Below are 15,874 nucleotides of genomic sequence, written 5' to 3'. Positions count from 1 at the left end.
AACATTGGCTAAATATACGGGTTCAGCTTGTAGGTTATGCAGGAGGGAGGGAGCCAAACTCTTTCTCAAAGGTGAGAGATGCTTCAAGGAAAAATGCGCTATTGAGAAGAGGAACTATGCCCCCGGACAGCATGGAAGGAGGAAGATAAAGAGTTTCGGATACGGGCTTCAGCTCCGCGAGAAGCAGAAAGTGAAAAGGGTCTACGGCATACTGGAGAGACAGTTCCGGAGCACCTTCAAGAAGGCAGAAAGAGCCAGGGGAATCACCGGTGAAAACCTTCTCACATTACTAGAACGAAGGCTCGATAACGTAATCTACCGGCTCGGATTCGGTTCCTCGAAGAGCCAAGCCAGACAACTTGTTACCCACGGTCACATTCTGGTCAATGGAAGGAAGGTGGACATTCCATCCTATTCCGTGAGGGTCGGAGACGAGATATCTATTAAAGAAGCGTCTCGAAAGAATGAGGGGCTTCAGATAAGTCTTGAAGGAGTGAAGGGAAGAGGAATTCCCGCCTGGCTCGAGCTGGAAGCGGACAGGTTCAGGGGAAAGGTCATTGCATTACCCGCAAGACAGGATATAGTTCTCCCGATTCAGGAGCAGCTCATTGTCGAGTTGTATTCCAAGTAATTCCTGAATTTTTAATAATTTTTTCCGGAGGCAAGAAAGAACATGCTTTGGAAAGGTTTTCAAAAACCGAAGAGGCTTGAATCTGATGCGGAAACGCTTAGCAATACCTACGGGAAGTTCTATGCTCAGCCGTTCGAGAGAGGCTTTGGAACGACCATAGGGAATGCGATGAGGAGGGCACTCCTCTCCTCGATCGAAGGGGCAGCCATCACATCGGTGAAAATCGAAGGCGTACTTCATGAATTTTCTGCGGTGCCTGGTATTGTGGAGGATGTCACAGACATCATCCTCAACATCAAAACCATACCGATCAAGCTCCACACTGATCATCCAGAGATTATCACCCTGAAGGCTGAAGGTCCCAGAGAGGTGAAATCAGGAGACATCGAGACATCGTCCAACATTGAGATCCTTGATTCCAATATCCATATCGCCACGCTGACGGAAGAGGGAAGCCTCAACATGGAGATGAGGGTGAGGGAAGGAAGAGGATACGTCTCGGCGGAAAAGAATTACGAGGAAGAGCTGGACGTCAATTTCATACCGATCGATTCCGTTCATTCTCCTGTGAGGAAGGTAAACTTCCTGGTCGAGGATGCCAGGCTCGGACAGACCACCGACTATGACAAACTGACCCTCGAGGTCTGGACAAACGGAACCATTCTTCCCCAGGATGCGGTAGGTCTTGCAGCGAAGCTCATCAAGGATCACATGCTCATCTTTATCAATTTCGAAGAGGAAGAGGAGCGGGAAGAAGAAGGAATGGATGACGAGCTGGAGCAGATGCAGGAAAACCTGAACCGGAGCGTTGAAGAACTCGAGCTCTCCGTCCGGGCCTCCAACTGTCTCAAAAACGCGGGGATATCAACGATTGGCGAGCTAGTCCAGAAGTCCGAATTCGAGATGCTCAAGACGAAGAATTTCGGGAGAAAATCCCTGAATGAGATCAAGGATATGCTCAAAGGGATGGGGCTTTCTCTGGGGATGAAGATCGATGAGCGGCTTTCAAAGAAGAGCTTAAAAGCGAGAGGATAGTCTAATGCGTCACAGGATAGCAGGAAGAAAGCTGGGGAGAAAAAGGGAGCACAGGCTTGCGCTCCTCAGGAACATGTGCACATCTCTTTTCCGGAAGGAGAGGATCCGAACGACCCTCATGAAGGCAAAAGAGTTAAGACCCTTTGCCGAGAAACTTATCACGCTGGCGAAGAGGGAAACTCTCCATGCCAGGAGGCAGGTGATGGAGCATATCCACGATAAGGAGGTCTCCAGAAAACTCTTCGATACCATATCTGCGAGATTTTCCCAGCGGCCGGGCGGATACATGAGGATTCTGCATCTTGGAGCGCGGAGAGGGGATGGTGCAGACATGGCCATCCTGGAGTTGATCGGAAGCGAGCCGGTCTTTGAGAAAAAGAAGAAAAAGGGGAAGAAAGGGAAAGGGGAAGAGAAGAAAGGGGAAAAGAAGGAAGAGAAAGAAGGAAGAGCGGAAGAGAAAAAAGAGAAAAGAGCTAGGAAAAAAACCGAAAAAGAAGAAAAGCCCGAAGAAAAGAAAGTGAAAAAAGCCAAAGAAGAGAAGAAGAAAGGAAAATGATGAATGACACAGAGATCGTGTGATCAAGATGAGGGGAGCATCGGCTCCCCTTTTTTATGTATGATGGCTCGTTGTGCTCTGCATAGCGGCCGATGCAACTTCTTTGGAAATAAAAGAGCAGGATAGGCTGGTCATGCCGAGAAGGAAGGACATCCGTAAGATCCTGATAATCGGGAGCGGACCCATCGTTATCGGGCAGGCTTGCGAGTTCGACTATTCAGGGACTCAGGCGTGCAAGGCTCTCAGGGAAGAGGGTTTCGAGATCGTCCTTGTAAATTCCAATCCGGCCACAATCATGACGGATCCTGAGATGGCGCACAGGACCTACGTGGAACCTCTGACACCGGATGTTGTCGGGATGATTATCGAGAGGGAGGAACCCGATGCCCTTCTTCCGACCGTGGGAGGCCAGACGGCCCTGAACATTGCGGTGAGGCTTGCCGAGAGCGGAGTCCTGGAGGAACATGGCGTCGAGTTGATCGGCGCAAAGTTGAAGGCGATGAAGATTGCGGAAGATCGGTCTCTATTCAAGGCTGCCATGCAGAGGATCGGCCTGGCTGTTCCGGCCAGCGGTTATGCTCGATCGATGGAAGAAGCCGAAAAGATACTGCAGACAACCGGATACCCAGCCATCATCCGGCCTTCATTTACGCTAGGGGGTTCTGGCGGAGGGATTGCTTACAACATGGAAGAGTTCCGGGAGATTGCATCCTTCGGATTCGAGCAGAGCCCCGTCCACGAGGTTTTGATCGAGGAGTCGGTCATTGGATGGAAGGAATATGAACTCGAGGTCATGAGAGATCTTGCAGACAACGTCGTCGTCATCTGCTCCATCGAGAACTTTGATGCCATGGGTGTCCACACAGGTGATAGCATCACAGTGGCCCCGGCACAGACTCTGACGGATAAGGAATACCAGAAAATGAGAGATGCCGCTGTTTCCATCATCCGGGAAGTGGGAGTGGAGACCGGCGGCTCGAACATACAGTTTGCCACCGACCCGGAAAGCGGCCGGATGGCTATCATCGAGATGAACCCGAGAGTTTCGAGAAGCTCTGCTCTGGCATCTAAGGCCACCGGGTTTCCGATTGCTAAGATTGCAGCCAAGCTTGCAGTCGGCTACACGCTAAACGAAATCCCCAACGACATAACAAGAATGACTCCATCATCATTCGAGCCGACCATCGATTACGTCGTCGTCAAAGTTCCGAGGTGGGCATTCGAGAAGTTCCCGAGGACGAGCCAGGTTCTAGGGACGCAGATGAAGTCTGTGGGCGAGGCAATGGCCATCGGGAGGACTTTCAAAGAGGCGCTCCAGAAGGGGATACGTTCACTCGAGATCGGAAGAGCAGGACTCGGTGCGGACGGGAAAGAATATCTTGATCCGGACAAGCTCAAGGAGAAGCTTGCCTATCCGAACTGGGAGAGGCTCTTCTATATCCGGTATGCGCTGCAGGCGGGGATGTCGATCGAGGAGATCACGGATTTAACGAAGATCGATCGGTGGTTCATCCAGAACATCGAGCAACTTGTCCGTCTAGAGGGAAACTTGCGCGCCTTCAACTTCGAGACAATACCGCGAGAGCTTCTCTACAAGGCAAAGAGGTTCGGTTTCTCCGATGTCCAGATAGCCCATCTTCTCGGCACCGGCGAGTGCGGGATCAGGAGGAAGAGAAAAGAGCTGAACATCATCCCCGTTTACAAGCGCGTAGATACCTGCGGTGCGGAGTTCGAGGCACATACTCCGTACCTATATTCGACATATGAGGAGGAGTGCGAAGCCAATCCAACATCGAAAAAGAAGATCATGATTCTTGGGGGAGGTCCCAACCGGATCGGACAGGGAATAGAATTCGACTACTGCTGCTGCCATGCCTCTTTTGCACTTCAGGAAGAGGGGTACGAGACGATCATGGTGAACTGCAATCCGGAGACGGTCTCAACGGACTACGACACATCAGACAGGCTCTACTTCGAGCCTCTCACTTTCGAGGATGTCCTGAACATCGTCGAGGTTGAGAAACCCCTGGGAGTGATCGTGCAGTTCGGCGGACAGACACCCCTCTCGCTTGCTATTCCGCTGCAGAGGAAAGGCGTGAAGATTCTCGGCACATCGCCAGATTCCATCGATCTGGCGGAAGACAGGAAAAGATTCGCCGAACTGCTCAAAAAGATCGGCATCCCGGCGCCGGAATGGGGAACGGCAACGTCCTATGAAGAGGCAAGAGAGATCGCAGAACAGATAGGTTTTCCAGTCCTCGTTAGGCCGTCCTACGTCCTTGGTGGAAGGGCAATGTTCGTCACTCACGACGAGCGCTCGCTCGCCGAGTACATGAGGAAGGCGGTTGAGGCTTCGCCAGAGCATCCCGTTCTCATCGATAAATTCCTCGAGGATGCTTTCGAGGTCGACCTTGATGCGGTCTCCGATGGAAACGCCGTAGTGATCGGCGGGATAATGCAGCATATCGAGGAAGCGGGGATCCACTCCGGAGACAGCGCATGTGTCATCCCTCCATATCATCAGAAGGTGATCGAGCACCTCGATACGATGAGGCAGTACGCTAAGAAGCTCGGGTTTGCCCTTCAGGTGAAAGGGTTAATGAACGTCCAGTTTGCCATAAAGGATGACATCGTCTACGTCCTGGAGGTCAACCCGAGAGCCTCGAGGACGGTTCCATTTGTGAGCAAAGCGACAGGCATCCCTCTTGCCAAGATCGCCGCAAAGGTCATAATTGGAAGGTCGCTGGAGAGCCTTGGCTTCGTAAAAGAGAAGGTAGTGAAAGACCGATTCATCAAAGAATCTGTCTTTCCCTTCATCAAATTTCCGGGAGAGGATCCAATTCTGGGTCCTGAAATGAAATCGACTGGAGAAGTCATGGGCATCTCGAAGAGTTTTGGAAATGCCTTTGCCAAGGCACAGATCAGCGCCGGAACGCCGCTTCCAGTATCGGGAAGAGCTTTCATCAGCGTCAATGATAATGACAAGAAGAATGTCATCCCGATCGCGAAGGGGCTTATCAGTCTGGGATTCAATCTTATCGCGACACGGGGGACATGTGCCTATCTCCGGGAGTCTGGGCTCGAATGCGACATGGTTTACAAAGTGAAAGAAGGAAGACCCAACATCGTCGATTTGATGAAGAATGGAGAGATCAATCTGATCATCAATACGCCCCTCGGCAAGGAGTCCTATTTCGACGAACCAGCTATAAGAAAAACCGCAACGCAGAGGGGCATCCCGTGCATCACAACGCTCTCCGGAGGAGCCGCCGCAGTGATGGGAATTGAATCACTTCTGAAGGAGGAGCTCCAAGTCAAGACCCTCCAGGAATATTACCAACAAGAATAAGCTACATTCTTGACCTGAGTTCCAATAAGCGTAAATTTATTGATGCTGATTTTCAGGAAAATCGGATGAATTTAAAATCAGGAAGAATATTTGAAGTAACCATCATCGTTCTGATATTTGCGTTCTTCTCTATGGGGTTGATCTTCTGGTCGCCAGGCATCGCGGAACATTCTGGAGAAGGGATAAATCCAAGAGAGAGAGACCAATCGCAGAACCCACCGGTGTTTCGTCCTGATGTGAGCGGGCAAAGGGTCTTCAGAAGGTCGTCCATCGTGGAAGAGGATTATGCCAGAAAAGAAATCCCTGCGCCACCGGCAGCTCTTTCGGAAAGAGCGTTGGAAGGAACCAATGTCCGGGTCAATGTCGTGACTACAGGCAGACAGAACGAGACCTCCATTGACTACAATCCAGTGGATCATCTGAATCTTGTTGGAGGAGCCAACGACTACCGGAACGGCGAGGTCGATGCCGGTTACTATTACAGTAAAGATGGCGGAGCTACCTGGGGAGATGGAACAATCGTTGAGACGACCTTTGAAGCCCAGGGAGACCCTGCAGTTGCCTTCTGCGCCAACGGCTATGTTTACTATTCGTTCATATCATTTAATCGAAGCTCCGATGATAATGGGTTGTTCGTTGCTCGCTCCACGGATGGTGGGGCGACATGGCCGCTGGTAAAGGATATCGTCATGAACTTCGGTTCATTCGTCCCCTTTGAGGACAAGGAGTACATCGCCTGCGATACAACGAACTCCTCCTATAAGAATTATGTTTACGTCTCCTGGACTCGATTCAACATCTGGAAGTCGACGATCATGTTATCGCGCTCGACGGATGGAGGAAAGAGCTACAGTCAACCGATGACAATCAGCGATGCCGGCGGCGTTCAAGGGTCCGTGCCAGCGGTTGGGTCGAATGGCGAGGTCTATGTCATATGGGAGGGAAGCCCGGCAACATTCTACCTTGACATCTCCACCAACGGTGGAAAGAGTTTCGGGACGGACAAAAAAGTCGTGGACATCGTGGACATTAGCGATTCTCCCTGCTATCGGAGGAACTCATTTCCTGCCTTTGACGTGGACATCAGCAGCAGCGCTTACAGAGGCTCGCTCTACGTTGCATGGTCGGACAACAGGAACGGAGACCCGGACATCTACTTCACGTATTCGAGGGATAAAGGAACGACATGGGCAACGCCGAAGAGGATCAACACGGATCCGGTGGGAAACGACAGAGACCAGTTCTTTCCCTGGCTTTCTGTGGACAACAAGGGGAGGGTCAACGTCATCTGGTACGATGCGAGAAGAGACCCGGGCAACAGATGGCTCGAGGTCTGGGGAGCAGTCTCGAGGGATGGCGGGCAGAGCTTTGACACGAACTTCCTGATATCGGACGTTTCCTTTGATCCATGCCTGGACACCTTCCTTGGAGACTATAACGGAGTCGTGGCCACGCCGAATGACAGGATCTTTCCGCTATGGAGCGACCTGCGCAGCGGCGAGGAGGATGTCTATACTAACGATACGAGAAACTTTGACCTTGATGAGGTTAAAAATCTGGCGGTCCAAGGGAAAAACCCAACGGAGCTATCATGGGAAAGCCAGGATCCGAAATTCGGCGCCGAGACGAACTATGACGTCATCTCGGGGCTGTTAGGCGAACTCAGCGTGGATAGGAATTTTTCCCGCTCCATCTGTCTGTCCAACGACGTTCCGGACACTCCTTTCAACGACACAAGGGCGGACCCTCAGGAAGGTGACGGGTTTTACTATCTTGTCAGATCGCAGAAGGGTAGCAGCTACGGAAGTTTCGGGGACGGCACGGGTCATCCGAACGCGAGAGACGACCTGGATGAATCAGCTCCCTGTCCGTAAGTTCGACGTGACTCGGGTTGGTCGCTTGTCCCTGGCTACTATCTCTTCTTCCCGAGAATCCTGGATAAGAGATATGTCGTGGAGTGGTCTTTCGGGTCGCCGGTGATGCGCACTCTGCCGCCGTGATGAAGCACGGCTTCTCTTTCAGGGACCGTCTCTTCAGTATAATCAGTCCCCTTACAATGAAAATGAGGTTTGATCGTCTGGATTAGAGGAACGGCATTTTCTTCGCCGAAAATCGTCACGTAATCCACGCTGGAGAGAGCCGCGACTATCTCGGCTCTTTCTTCCTCATTCATGATGGGCCTTCCTCTCCCCTTGAGTTCCCTTGCCGAAGCGTCGCTGTTGATGCCGACAACCAGTATATCTCCGAGCTTTTTTGCATCTTCTAGATACCTCACATGTCCGACGTGCAGGATATCAAAGATCCCGTTCGCCAGCACTATCTTCTTTCCTCTTCTCTTTTCCTGATTGATGACCCTTCTCAATCTGCTAATCGGAAGAATCTTCTTTCTCGCCCTCTGTGTCATAACTATTTTTCTCTTCCATCCCTATGGTTCATCGAAGCAAAGTCCTGGCAGATCGCTCTTATCGGTAATCGGATTTGATGGCATTGATTAGTTCGGAACGGGAAACTGTGGCGGTACCGCGCTTCATGACAACGATGCCACCTGCATAGTTGGCGATGATGGCTGATTCGTAAGAGCTTCCTCCCGCCAGAAGCGAGAGTGTGAATGTGCTGATGACTGTGTCGCCGGCTCCAGTGACGTCGGCCACTTCATCCGTTCCATAAACTGGTATATCGGCTATGTGCCTTCCATCCTCGAATAGGGACATCCCTTTGCTTCCCCTCGTGACGAGAAGAGCTTTAGCCCTGAGAAGCATCTGAAGTTTCACCCCTTCCGATCTGAGCCTTTCTTCATCATTTCCTATCTTGATGTTGAGAGCGTTTTCGATCTCTTCTTCATTTGGCGTCGCCGCCGTCACACCCTGATATTCAAGTATCTTCTTTCTGGAATCCAGCGTGACAATGAAATCTTTTTCCCGTCCTGTCAGGATGCTCCTGGAAGATAAATAGGCATCGCTCAAGAGAGATGAGTGAACTGCACCATGATCATAATCCGCGATCAAAAGTCCATTCGATCTCTCCATGGCTTTCAGGAGCAGCCTCCCAAGCCTCTTCTTGCTCGATGAAGGCAGATGAAAACCTCGCTTTGCCCTGTCCATCCTGACGACCTGCTGCTTCGTCGTGTGGGCGCTTCCGGCGAGGATCCTGGTCTTTACGGGAGTGTCGTATCCCTTTTCCACAATTACTAGCGACGTTTCGATGCCGCGGTTCTTGAAAAGGTTCAGCAGTCGCGAGCCGGCTTCGTCCCTTCCCACGATGCCGACAGGGATAGGATGCGCATCGAGGGACCTTATGTTGTTAACTGAGTTTGCACCGCCTCCAGGCACTGAAAGCGTATGTTTGTAATTCAGGATGAGAACCGGAGCCTCTCGCGATACTCTCGATATCTCACCATAGATAAACTCGTCGAGAACGAAATCTCCATAGACGGCCACATTCAGAGCCTTGAATTTTTCGATGATCCTGAGAAGCTTCATCATGTCCGGCTTTTTCGGCATATCATTCATCCTCATGGTCTTTCCCGGAAAGGACCCATTTCACGGCGTCGAGAAGATTCTCCGCGACGTGGATCGGTTTGACCTTCCATTTATCGGAGCCGTATTCGAATTCTCCCTTCCCGTAACCCGTCAGGACCAGGATCCCTCTTACGCCGGCATTGGCTCCGGTTTGGATGTCCTTGATACTGTCTCCTATGATGTACGATCTCGATAGATCGATATCCAGCTCCTTCTGCGCTTGCAGCAGCATGCCTGGTTCCGGTTTGCGACAGCAGCATCGCTGCCTGTAAGGGGGGTCCCCAACATCGGGATGGTGAGGGCAGTAGTAGATACCATCGAGACGGGCACCTTTTTCGGCAAGAAGTTTCTTAAGCTTTTCGTGTATAGCGTTGATCATTTCTTCCCTGAAGTATCCCCTTGCGACGCCAGCCTGATTGGTGATAACTATGGCAAGATAGCCGGACGAATTGATCTTCGCGATGGCCTCTGCGCTTCCGGGCATGATGTCGTATCGCTCGGGATGATTGACGTAACCCACTTCATAACTCACCGTTCCATCCCTGTCCATGAAGATGGCTGGTCTCATTTTCGGCTCACTCTCCCAGAAAAATCATGCCCATTTTATCACGAGCGCCGATATTTAAGATGCGGGGGTTTTCAGAATGCATAAGCGATTTCAACGGACATCGGCGCTATTGGTGACTTTGGTGCGCCAGCGCTGGTGCATCCACATCCAGAGGTGGGGATATTCTCTAACATATCTCTCTATTATCTTCGTGCAGGTCTGCATTATGTCGAGCACATCTTTTTCACGATTCCCGGTGTTTATGATCTCCACCTCTTTCTCATAGATGATCCGGTAGGTGCCGTCATCCCTGGGGACGGAGAATACGGGGATAATGGTGGCTCCTGTCTTCAGGGCAAGGAGAGATAGCGATGGAGTAGTAGCGGCAGGAATGCCGAAGAAATCCACGAATACGTAAGGTTTCTCTCTCACATTCTGATCGATTACTATGGCAATGCCGAGCCCTCGGGCTATCGCCTTGAGCATCTCCCGGACTGCATTCTTCTTATGAATGACACCATTTCCCGAGAGCGTTCTGTATTTCTGTGCGATCTTCCTCTCGATGTATGGGTTATCGAGCGGGCGCGTCACGAGCATAAGAGGAAACCCAAGATGCCCCTGCATGTGGGCCACAAGTTCCCAGTTCCCGAAATGAGCTGAGAAGAGAAAGACTCCCCTTTTTTTCTCATACGCTCTCTGGATGTTCTCGAGGCCTTCATAGAAGATCGTCTTCCCGATCGATTCTTTCGTGAATCTTGGAAAAAGGAAGACGTCGAAGGCGCATCTTCCCATCTGAATATAAACCTTCTTTATGATCTTCTTTCTCTCACGGGGTGTGAGAGAACCTCCGAAGGCCATCTTCAAATTTTCCATGCCGATCCTTTTCCTTTTTCTGTCCAGATGGTAGATAATCCTTCCGAAGAGGGTGCCAATGAACAGGACGACCTTCCTGGGCAAGATCGACGAGAGCGATGCCACTCCCTGAAAGAATAGGAACTCAGCGATAAATCTCGCTTTCCTGAACTTTTTCATAGCGGTAAATATAACAGAATAATTCTTCCCGCTCAATTTTCCTTGCGTTTAATGCTGGGGCCGCGACAGGAACCTCTCAAGGGTCGAGAAGAACTCCTCCATCCTGTAAACATTCACGGAGATTCTGGCATGGTAAAGTGGAAGAGAGAAGTTCTCGATGCGGGGTATCCGAACAAGATCCTTCTGAGTCGTCACGAGGATTTCAGCCCCGCAAAGCCTGGCATCTTCTTCAATATCCCTGGCATCCTTAAGGGAATAAGAGTGATGGTCTCTGAAAATCCTCTTTCCAGCGACATGCGCGCCCAGGTTTTCTAGGTCGTGGATGAATACGTCGGGATTTCCGATCCCGCAAAATGCGTAGACCTTCTTATGTGCAAGATCGGAAGGGCTGAGCACGGCATCCTTCGAAATCAGCCCATTTCTAACGAATTCCGTTATGCGATGCCCGGAAGTGAAGATTGCCGCTCCGGGGTTGTGTTTCCTTATGATCCTCTCCAGCGTGATGTGCTCCTCGTCTCTTTCCACCCTGGTGATGACGATGATACTGGCTCTTCGGATGTTCTTGATTGGTTCCCGGAGGATCCCTGCAGGGAGGATGCGATAGTTCCCGAAGGGATCCATTGCGTCGATCAGAAGAATATCGGCATCCCGTGAAACGGCCCTGTGCTGGAATCCATCGTCAAGGATGATGAGATCAGGATCGAACTGGCTAACGGCTTCCTTGATTGCCTTCGATCGCTTCCTGGAGACTATCACTGCAACATCGGGGAGCAGTTGCGCGAGAAGAAATGGTTCATCGCCGCATTCGGCGGGTTGCGCGAGGATCTTCCCTTTCCCATCCGCGACGATCAGGACCTCTCTGTTTTTAGTACCTCTGTACCCCCGGCTCACGATGACGACCCTTTTCCCCATCCCGGAGAAATGCTGGCATAGATAAGCAGCGAAAGGTGTCTTGCCGGTCCCCCCGACAGTTATATTTCCTATGCTGATCACCAGCCTTTCGACTTTGTGGACAGGAAAGATATGTCTCTCGTAGAGAAGGTTTCTGAGAAAGACCAGAAACGCGTAAAGTCTGGAAGGTATGTAGAGAAAGGCGAGGATAAAAGGGTTAAATGTATATCTCATGATTCCTGAAGTTGAATATCTGCCATTATCTTTTCGATCTCATGTACAGTGGCTTCAAGGGCACCAACATTCTCTTCGACGATAGTTCTGGCATTGGCTCCCGCGATTCTGTAAGCCTCATCGTCACTTAGAAGGAATGCCATCTTTTTTGCAAGCTCCTTCTGGTTGGCCACCTGGAAGCCGGCGCCGCATTTAACGAAATTATCTGCTATCTCTTTGAAATTTTCCATGTGCTTTCCAAACAGGACGGGCTTGCCGTAGATGGCAGGTTCGATTATATTGTGCCCACCCACCGGAACGAGACTCCCACCGACGAAGATGATCTTTCCTACAGCGTAGATTCTGAAAAGATCGCCGATGGTGTCAACCAGAATGATTTCATCTCTTCTCTCCTGCTCTCCACTTTTGAGCATGCTAAGATTTGAAAACCCATAGTTTCTTGATATGAGGATCCGTTCGATGTCAGGGATTCGCTTCAAATGTCGCGGAGCCAGGATCAGCAAGGGATTTTGGCATAGCTCTTTCATCTCGCGATAGGTATCGAGGATCGCCTCATCTTCCCCCTCTGCCGTGCTTCCTCCGATGAAGACGGTATCCGCCTCCGTGATTCCCATCATCCTTGCGAACGAGGAAAGCTCCTCCGGAGAATAGGGCATGCCGACGTCGTACTTTATATTTCCCGTCACCTTGATCTTCTCGTCGCTCACGTTGAAGCTTTTTATCCTCTCCGCGTGAAGGCGAGAGCTCATGCATGCCACTTTCATTCCTTCCAGAACAGAAGATATGAAAGACCTGATGCGAAGGTAGCGTCTGTACCCTCCATCGGAAATTCTGCCGTTCACAATCATGAAGGGGATTTTTTTCTCTCTCATCTTTTCCAGGAGGTTGGGCCATATTTCTGTCTCGATCATTATGAAGAGAACGGGCTTGATGGAGGAAATGGCCCTCCTTACGGCACTTTCGAAATCGAGGGGAAAATGTCTGATCAATGCGACGTCCTCGATCTTTTCTGCAGCCATTGCCTTGCCAGTGGCCGTCGTCACCGTCAGGAGGATGTTCCATTCCGGATGCCGCTTTTTCATGGAGGCAATCACTTTATCGGCTATCATGACTTCGCCAACGGAAGCCGCCTGGATCCAGATGGCACCATGAAACGCAGAAGGCATCCTGTAGAACCCCATCCGTTCAAGCATTCTGAGATGGTTCTTTTTGCTGAAAATGTAAAGTAGCGGGATCGAGAGATAGCCGATGAAGCTAAAGAAGGCCGTTACAAACTTATAAAGAAGGATCATCAGGAAATAGAAGATAGGCCCTTTACTCTTTTTCTGAGACAAAGTGCTCGAGCATTTCACGGAAGGTTTTAAGACCGGCCTCAGGAATTACGATGGACGACCTTCCCCCGCTTGATTCGGTGATTCTTAAGTACCTTCCTTTGGGATTTTCCTTAAGGTCGAAAAAGAACTTCTTGTTCTCAACTCGAAACTCTTTCGTTTCAATGACTTTATCCATGTCTCTCTCCTCAGCTATCATCCCGCCTCCTTGACTATATAATAAAGAATACGCGTTTTCAACAACAATCGTGGTTTGAGGCTTTCGAGAAATTGCCTTTTCCCAGAATTCGGAAACATGATTTTCATGATTTTCTCGATGGGGATTATCTTTTTCTCTCTCAGAAAGCATCAATGTTCTATATGACGCTCTCTTTTTCCCCTAAAATCCTGTTCAGAAGAAGACTTGTCCCTCCCAGCATGCACAATACCGATACCATGATCCTGGTTATGCGGCTTGCTTGATGAGAGACCTCAGGTCTTCCCTGGTTTCTCCTGATCCTCGCTAATGCCATGGATAGCATCACCACCAGAGCTAATCCGGCCTTCAGCGTCATCTTCGCTTTCCCCCTCACAAAATGGCGCTCAAAACTAAAGGATCCATCGATCCGGCTGTTCACTCGTTTCACGGCCGTTCTGCCGTTGTAGATCCGTTGCCACTTGTAGCCGCTCCTGGCGATGGGCGCGCAGTTCCTTCTTCAGTTCCTCGATCAAGCGATCTAACATCCGATCGATCTCCTGCTGCCTCTTGAGCAGCTTCTTCAAGAGCTTGCTATATTCTAATGAGAATAGAGGAAAAAATGGCTATACTCTATCTTGATTTAGAAAAACATAGAAGATGGTTAAATCTAAACCAGAGAAAGGAGAAGCTATAGGAAAAGTAAAGAAAAAAGAAAAAGATAAAAAGAAAAAAATACTACGCAAGGTTTGATTGTAATGCTGAAAAGCTTAATTGAGGATACTAAAAAAGCCGCCTATCAGCGACTTTTACTATACAAGAAGCGAATCTCTACGAAGAATCCGGATCGTATAATCAGGCGTTCATTGAGGGAAGAGCCGATGTCCTCTCCTACACAACGGATATTCTTGCTTCACCACTGGAAGTGAGTGGCAATATCAAGGCACACATCTTCCTTGAAACGGATGTCCCTGACACTGACCTCAATATCTGGCTGACGGATGTTTATCCGAACGGGAATTCCATGCTTGTCCTCGATGGCGTCCTGCGTGCACGGCACTACCAGACCTTTGAAGGAGAAAATCTACTCTCGCCCGATACCGTCTATGAGCTTGTTGTTGATATCTGGTCAACGAGCCTCATCTTCAACACCGGACATAAGATCCGCGTGAACATTTCTTCGTCGAACGACCCGAGGTTCGATCCAAACCCGAATACCGGAGAACCTTTCAGGAAACAGACTTATACACAGTCTGCTCATACGAAGATCCACCATTCTGCCGCGTATCCATCATACATTGAGCTTCCAATCGTTACGGAAGATCCGTCGGGATGCAAAGCGACCCAGGAAGTGCAAAACCTGATAGTTTCAAAAACAGCTGAAGGGCACCTCTCTCTTTCATGGGAGTCTGTTTCTGATCTCTGCTTCAGCGAGTACAAAGTCTATGGAGCTGACGGACCGGATTTGTGGGTCTGGTTCGTTCGAAATCCTGAAGCGCGGACAGCGGACACTCCATTTACTTATTTCCTCATCGTTGCCGGTAGCACTGACGGCAGCATCGGCCCCGTTGGCCATTTCAACAAATAAAAAAGATGATGCACATCTTTTCCTTGAATTCCGGATAGATCAGATTTCCACTTTCTTTGCTCTTTCCTGCTGTTGCAACTTCGCTGTGAGCTTGATAAGCCATATCCATATGAGAAGAATTAATAGAGCAGAGAGCACCCTCCATCCTGAAGAGAAATTAAGAAAATCAAATAGCCCGTGGAAAAGTGCTGAAATGAAGAGACCTACTACTGAAGCTTTCAGAATGGATCGCTTCTTAAGTCTGGCTACTCCAGCGGTGTATCCCCAGATCGAGGAGAAGATACTATGGGTCAGGGGAGTCGCTATGGAGCGACCGAAGAGTGTGAGGCGGTCCAGGAACGGAAGATAAAGGAAATTCTCAAAGGAGGCAAAACCAAGAGCAATGACTGAAGCGTAGATAATGCCATCCATTTTTTCATCGAATTTTTTAAAGCGCATGAGGATGAATAGATAAGGGAGAAACTTAAAAAGTTCTTCGATGGGTCCGACAACACAAAGGCAATATGCAAGGAAAAGGGGATGATTTCTTTCAGCGAAAAAGAATGCATAACCGCGCAGCCCAAAATATGGCAAGAGATCGAATGACTTCAGGCAGGCAAAAGCTGCCACGAGCCCGAAAAGATAAGCAGAGCCCAAGTTGACGAAAGGCTCCGGTCGGTATCGGTCTTTTAAATAATAATAGACCATCCAGAAAAGGGAAGGGCCAACTATAGAGGATAGGAAGATCCAGACATTAAGGATAAGCATTTCTTTTTTCGCTTTCCGCCATTTTCCCGATCTATTGCCCGCTTGACTGTGTTCAACTTGTCCGACCATCATATCCTTGTAGAAAAACAATTGTCAAGCGGGGGCAGAGGGGAAGGCCTGCGTCATGAAAGAGGGGTAAATCAAGAGACCCGGGACTCCCAATAATCTTCAAAACGATCAGACAGGGTCATACAGCGGAGAGCAATGATGGCATTGGCCCCTCGAACAGACCATTCCATA

The 15,874-nt window shown here is 49.9% G+C and carries 16 protein-coding genes; 6 read left to right on the top strand and 10 right to left on the bottom strand.

The annotated features are described in order from the left end of the window. Positions 1-4: 4 nt before the first annotated feature. The 5 genes from rpsD to AB1756_07815 all read left to right on the top strand — a co-directional run bounded on the left by rpsD (position 5) and on the right by AB1756_07815 (position 7,445). Complete coding sequence (gene rpsD, locus AB1756_07835) at positions 5-631, top strand: 30S ribosomal protein S4 (GenBank protein MEW5807236.1); 627 nt, start codon at positions 5-7, stop codon at positions 629-631. Positions 632-673: 42 nt separating this feature from the next. Then, positions 674-1,666 carry a DNA-directed RNA polymerase subunit alpha gene (locus AB1756_07830; protein ID MEW5807235.1) on the top strand — a complete coding sequence of 331 codons (993 nt, stop codon included), beginning with the start codon at positions 674-676 and terminating at the stop codon, positions 1,664-1,666. Positions 1,667-1,670: 4 nt separating this feature from the next. Then, entirely contained in the window at positions 1,671-2,222 is a 552-nt protein-coding gene (rplQ, locus tag AB1756_07825; GenBank protein MEW5807234.1) for a 50S ribosomal protein L17, read from the top strand. Positions 2,223-2,355: 133 nt separating this feature from the next. Next, positions 2,356-5,571: a carbamoyl-phosphate synthase large subunit gene (gene carB, locus AB1756_07820; GenBank protein ID MEW5807233.1), complete on the top strand. Its 3,216-nt coding sequence runs from the start codon at positions 2,356-2,358 to the stop codon at positions 5,569-5,571. A 65-nt stretch (positions 5,572-5,636) separates the two neighbouring features. Then, positions 5,637-7,445 (top strand): sialidase family protein, encoded by a 1,809-nt coding sequence (locus AB1756_07815; protein ID MEW5807232.1) that lies wholly within the window; start codon positions 5,637-5,639, stop codon positions 7,443-7,445. 38 nt (positions 7,446-7,483) lie between these two features. Here the strand turns inward: AB1756_07815 and AB1756_07810 are convergent, their stop codons facing one another. The 9 genes from AB1756_07810 to AB1756_07770 form a co-directional block, all read right to left on the bottom strand. Then, on the bottom strand, positions 7,484-7,975 hold the full coding sequence (locus tag AB1756_07810; protein MEW5807231.1) for an adenylyltransferase/cytidyltransferase family protein: 492 nt from the start codon (positions 7,973-7,975) through the stop codon (positions 7,484-7,486). A gap of 58 nt (positions 7,976-8,033) precedes the next feature. Then, positions 8,034-9,071: a PfkB family carbohydrate kinase gene (locus AB1756_07805; protein MEW5807230.1), complete on the bottom strand. Its 1,038-nt coding sequence runs from the start codon at positions 9,069-9,071 to the stop codon at positions 8,034-8,036. A 1-nt stretch (position 9,072) separates the two neighbouring features. Beyond that, positions 9,073-9,657: a D-glycero-beta-D-manno-heptose 1,7-bisphosphate 7-phosphatase gene (gene gmhB / locus AB1756_07800; protein ID MEW5807229.1), complete on the bottom strand. Its 585-nt coding sequence runs from the start codon at positions 9,655-9,657 to the stop codon at positions 9,073-9,075. 90 nt (positions 9,658-9,747) lie between these two features. Next, on the bottom strand, positions 9,748-10,704 hold the full coding sequence (locus tag AB1756_07795) for a lysophospholipid acyltransferase family protein (GenBank protein MEW5807228.1): 957 nt from the start codon (positions 10,702-10,704) through the stop codon (positions 9,748-9,750). 12 nt (positions 10,705-10,716) lie between these two features. After that, positions 10,717-11,793, bottom strand: a complete 1,077-nt coding sequence (gene lpxK / locus AB1756_07790) for a tetraacyldisaccharide 4'-kinase (GenBank protein MEW5807227.1) — start codon at positions 11,791-11,793, stop codon at positions 10,717-10,719. After that, positions 11,790-13,127: a glycosyltransferase N-terminal domain-containing protein gene (locus tag AB1756_07785; GenBank protein MEW5807226.1), complete on the bottom strand. Its 1,338-nt coding sequence runs from the start codon at positions 13,125-13,127 to the stop codon at positions 11,790-11,792. The genes lpxK and AB1756_07785 overlap by 4 nt, the downstream gene beginning before the upstream one ends. After that, positions 13,108-13,473, bottom strand: coding sequence for a PUR family DNA/RNA-binding protein (locus AB1756_07780; GenBank protein MEW5807225.1), 366 nt, complete (start codon positions 13,471-13,473; stop codon positions 13,108-13,110). Before AB1756_07780 ends, AB1756_07785 begins: the two co-directional genes overlap by 20 nt. A 7-nt stretch (positions 13,474-13,480) precedes the next feature. Continuing rightward, a complete protein-coding gene (locus tag AB1756_07775) occupies positions 13,481-13,750 on the bottom strand; it encodes a hypothetical protein (GenBank protein MEW5807224.1) in 270 nt (89 codons plus the stop codon). Beyond that, positions 13,713-13,847 (bottom strand): hypothetical protein, encoded by a 135-nt coding sequence (locus AB1756_07770; protein ID MEW5807223.1) that lies wholly within the window; start codon positions 13,845-13,847, stop codon positions 13,713-13,715. The genes AB1756_07775 and AB1756_07770 overlap by 38 nt, the downstream gene beginning before the upstream one ends. A gap of 266 nt (positions 13,848-14,113) precedes the next feature. Between AB1756_07770 and AB1756_07765 the strand changes: the two genes are divergently transcribed. Further along, complete coding sequence (locus AB1756_07765) at positions 14,114-14,887, top strand: CocE/NonD family hydrolase (protein ID MEW5807222.1); 774 nt, start codon at positions 14,114-14,116, stop codon at positions 14,885-14,887. Between the two features lie 39 nt (positions 14,888-14,926). On the opposite strand, the gene AB1756_07760 is transcribed toward AB1756_07765, so the two are convergent. Continuing rightward, positions 14,927-15,634 (bottom strand): PrsW family intramembrane metalloprotease, encoded by a 708-nt coding sequence (locus AB1756_07760; protein ID MEW5807221.1) that lies wholly within the window; start codon positions 15,632-15,634, stop codon positions 14,927-14,929. Positions 15,635-15,874 lie beyond the last annotated feature (240 nt).

The organism is Acidobacteriota bacterium, from assembly GCA_040752675.1.
In the GTDB taxonomy this organism is placed as follows: domain Bacteria; phylum Acidobacteriota; class Polarisedimenticolia; order JBFMGF01; family JBFMGF01; genus JBFMGF01.
Note: the sequence above shows the minus strand (reverse complement) of the source record. Positions and strands in the feature narration are given on the sequence as shown.

Coding starts and splice junctions, on each gene's coding strand:
- AB1756_07830 (MEW5807235.1), top strand. CDS start 674: ATGCTTTGGAAAGGTTTTCAAAAACCGAAGAGGCTTGAATCTGATGCG.
- rplQ (MEW5807234.1), top strand. CDS start 1,671: ATGCGTCACAGGATAGCAGGAAGAAAGCTGGGGAGAAAAAGGGAGCAC.
- carB (MEW5807233.1), top strand. CDS start 2,356: ATGCCGAGAAGGAAGGACATCCGTAAGATCCTGATAATCGGGAGCGGA.
- AB1756_07815 (MEW5807232.1), top strand. CDS start 5,637: ATGAATTTAAAATCAGGAAGAATATTTGAAGTAACCATCATCGTTCTG.
- AB1756_07810 (MEW5807231.1), bottom strand. CDS start 7,975: ATGACACAGAGGGCGAGAAAGAAGATTCTTCCGATTAGCAGATTGAGA.
- AB1756_07805 (MEW5807230.1), bottom strand. CDS start 9,071: ATGCCGAAAAAGCCGGACATGATGAAGCTTCTCAGGATCATCGAAAAA.
- gmhB (MEW5807229.1), bottom strand. CDS start 9,657: ATGAGACCAGCCATCTTCATGGACAGGGATGGAACGGTGAGTTATGAA.
- lpxK (MEW5807227.1), bottom strand. CDS start 11,793: ATGAGATATACATTTAACCCTTTTATCCTCGCCTTTCTCTACATACCT.
- AB1756_07780 (MEW5807225.1), bottom strand. CDS start 13,473: ATGCTTTCTGAGAGAGAAAAAGATAATCCCCATCGAGAAAATCATGAA.
- AB1756_07770 (MEW5807223.1), bottom strand. CDS start 13,847: ATGTTAGATCGCTTGATCGAGGAACTGAAGAAGGAACTGCGCGCCCAT.
- AB1756_07760 (MEW5807221.1), bottom strand. CDS start 15,634: ATGCTTATCCTTAATGTCTGGATCTTCCTATCCTCTATAGTTGGCCCT.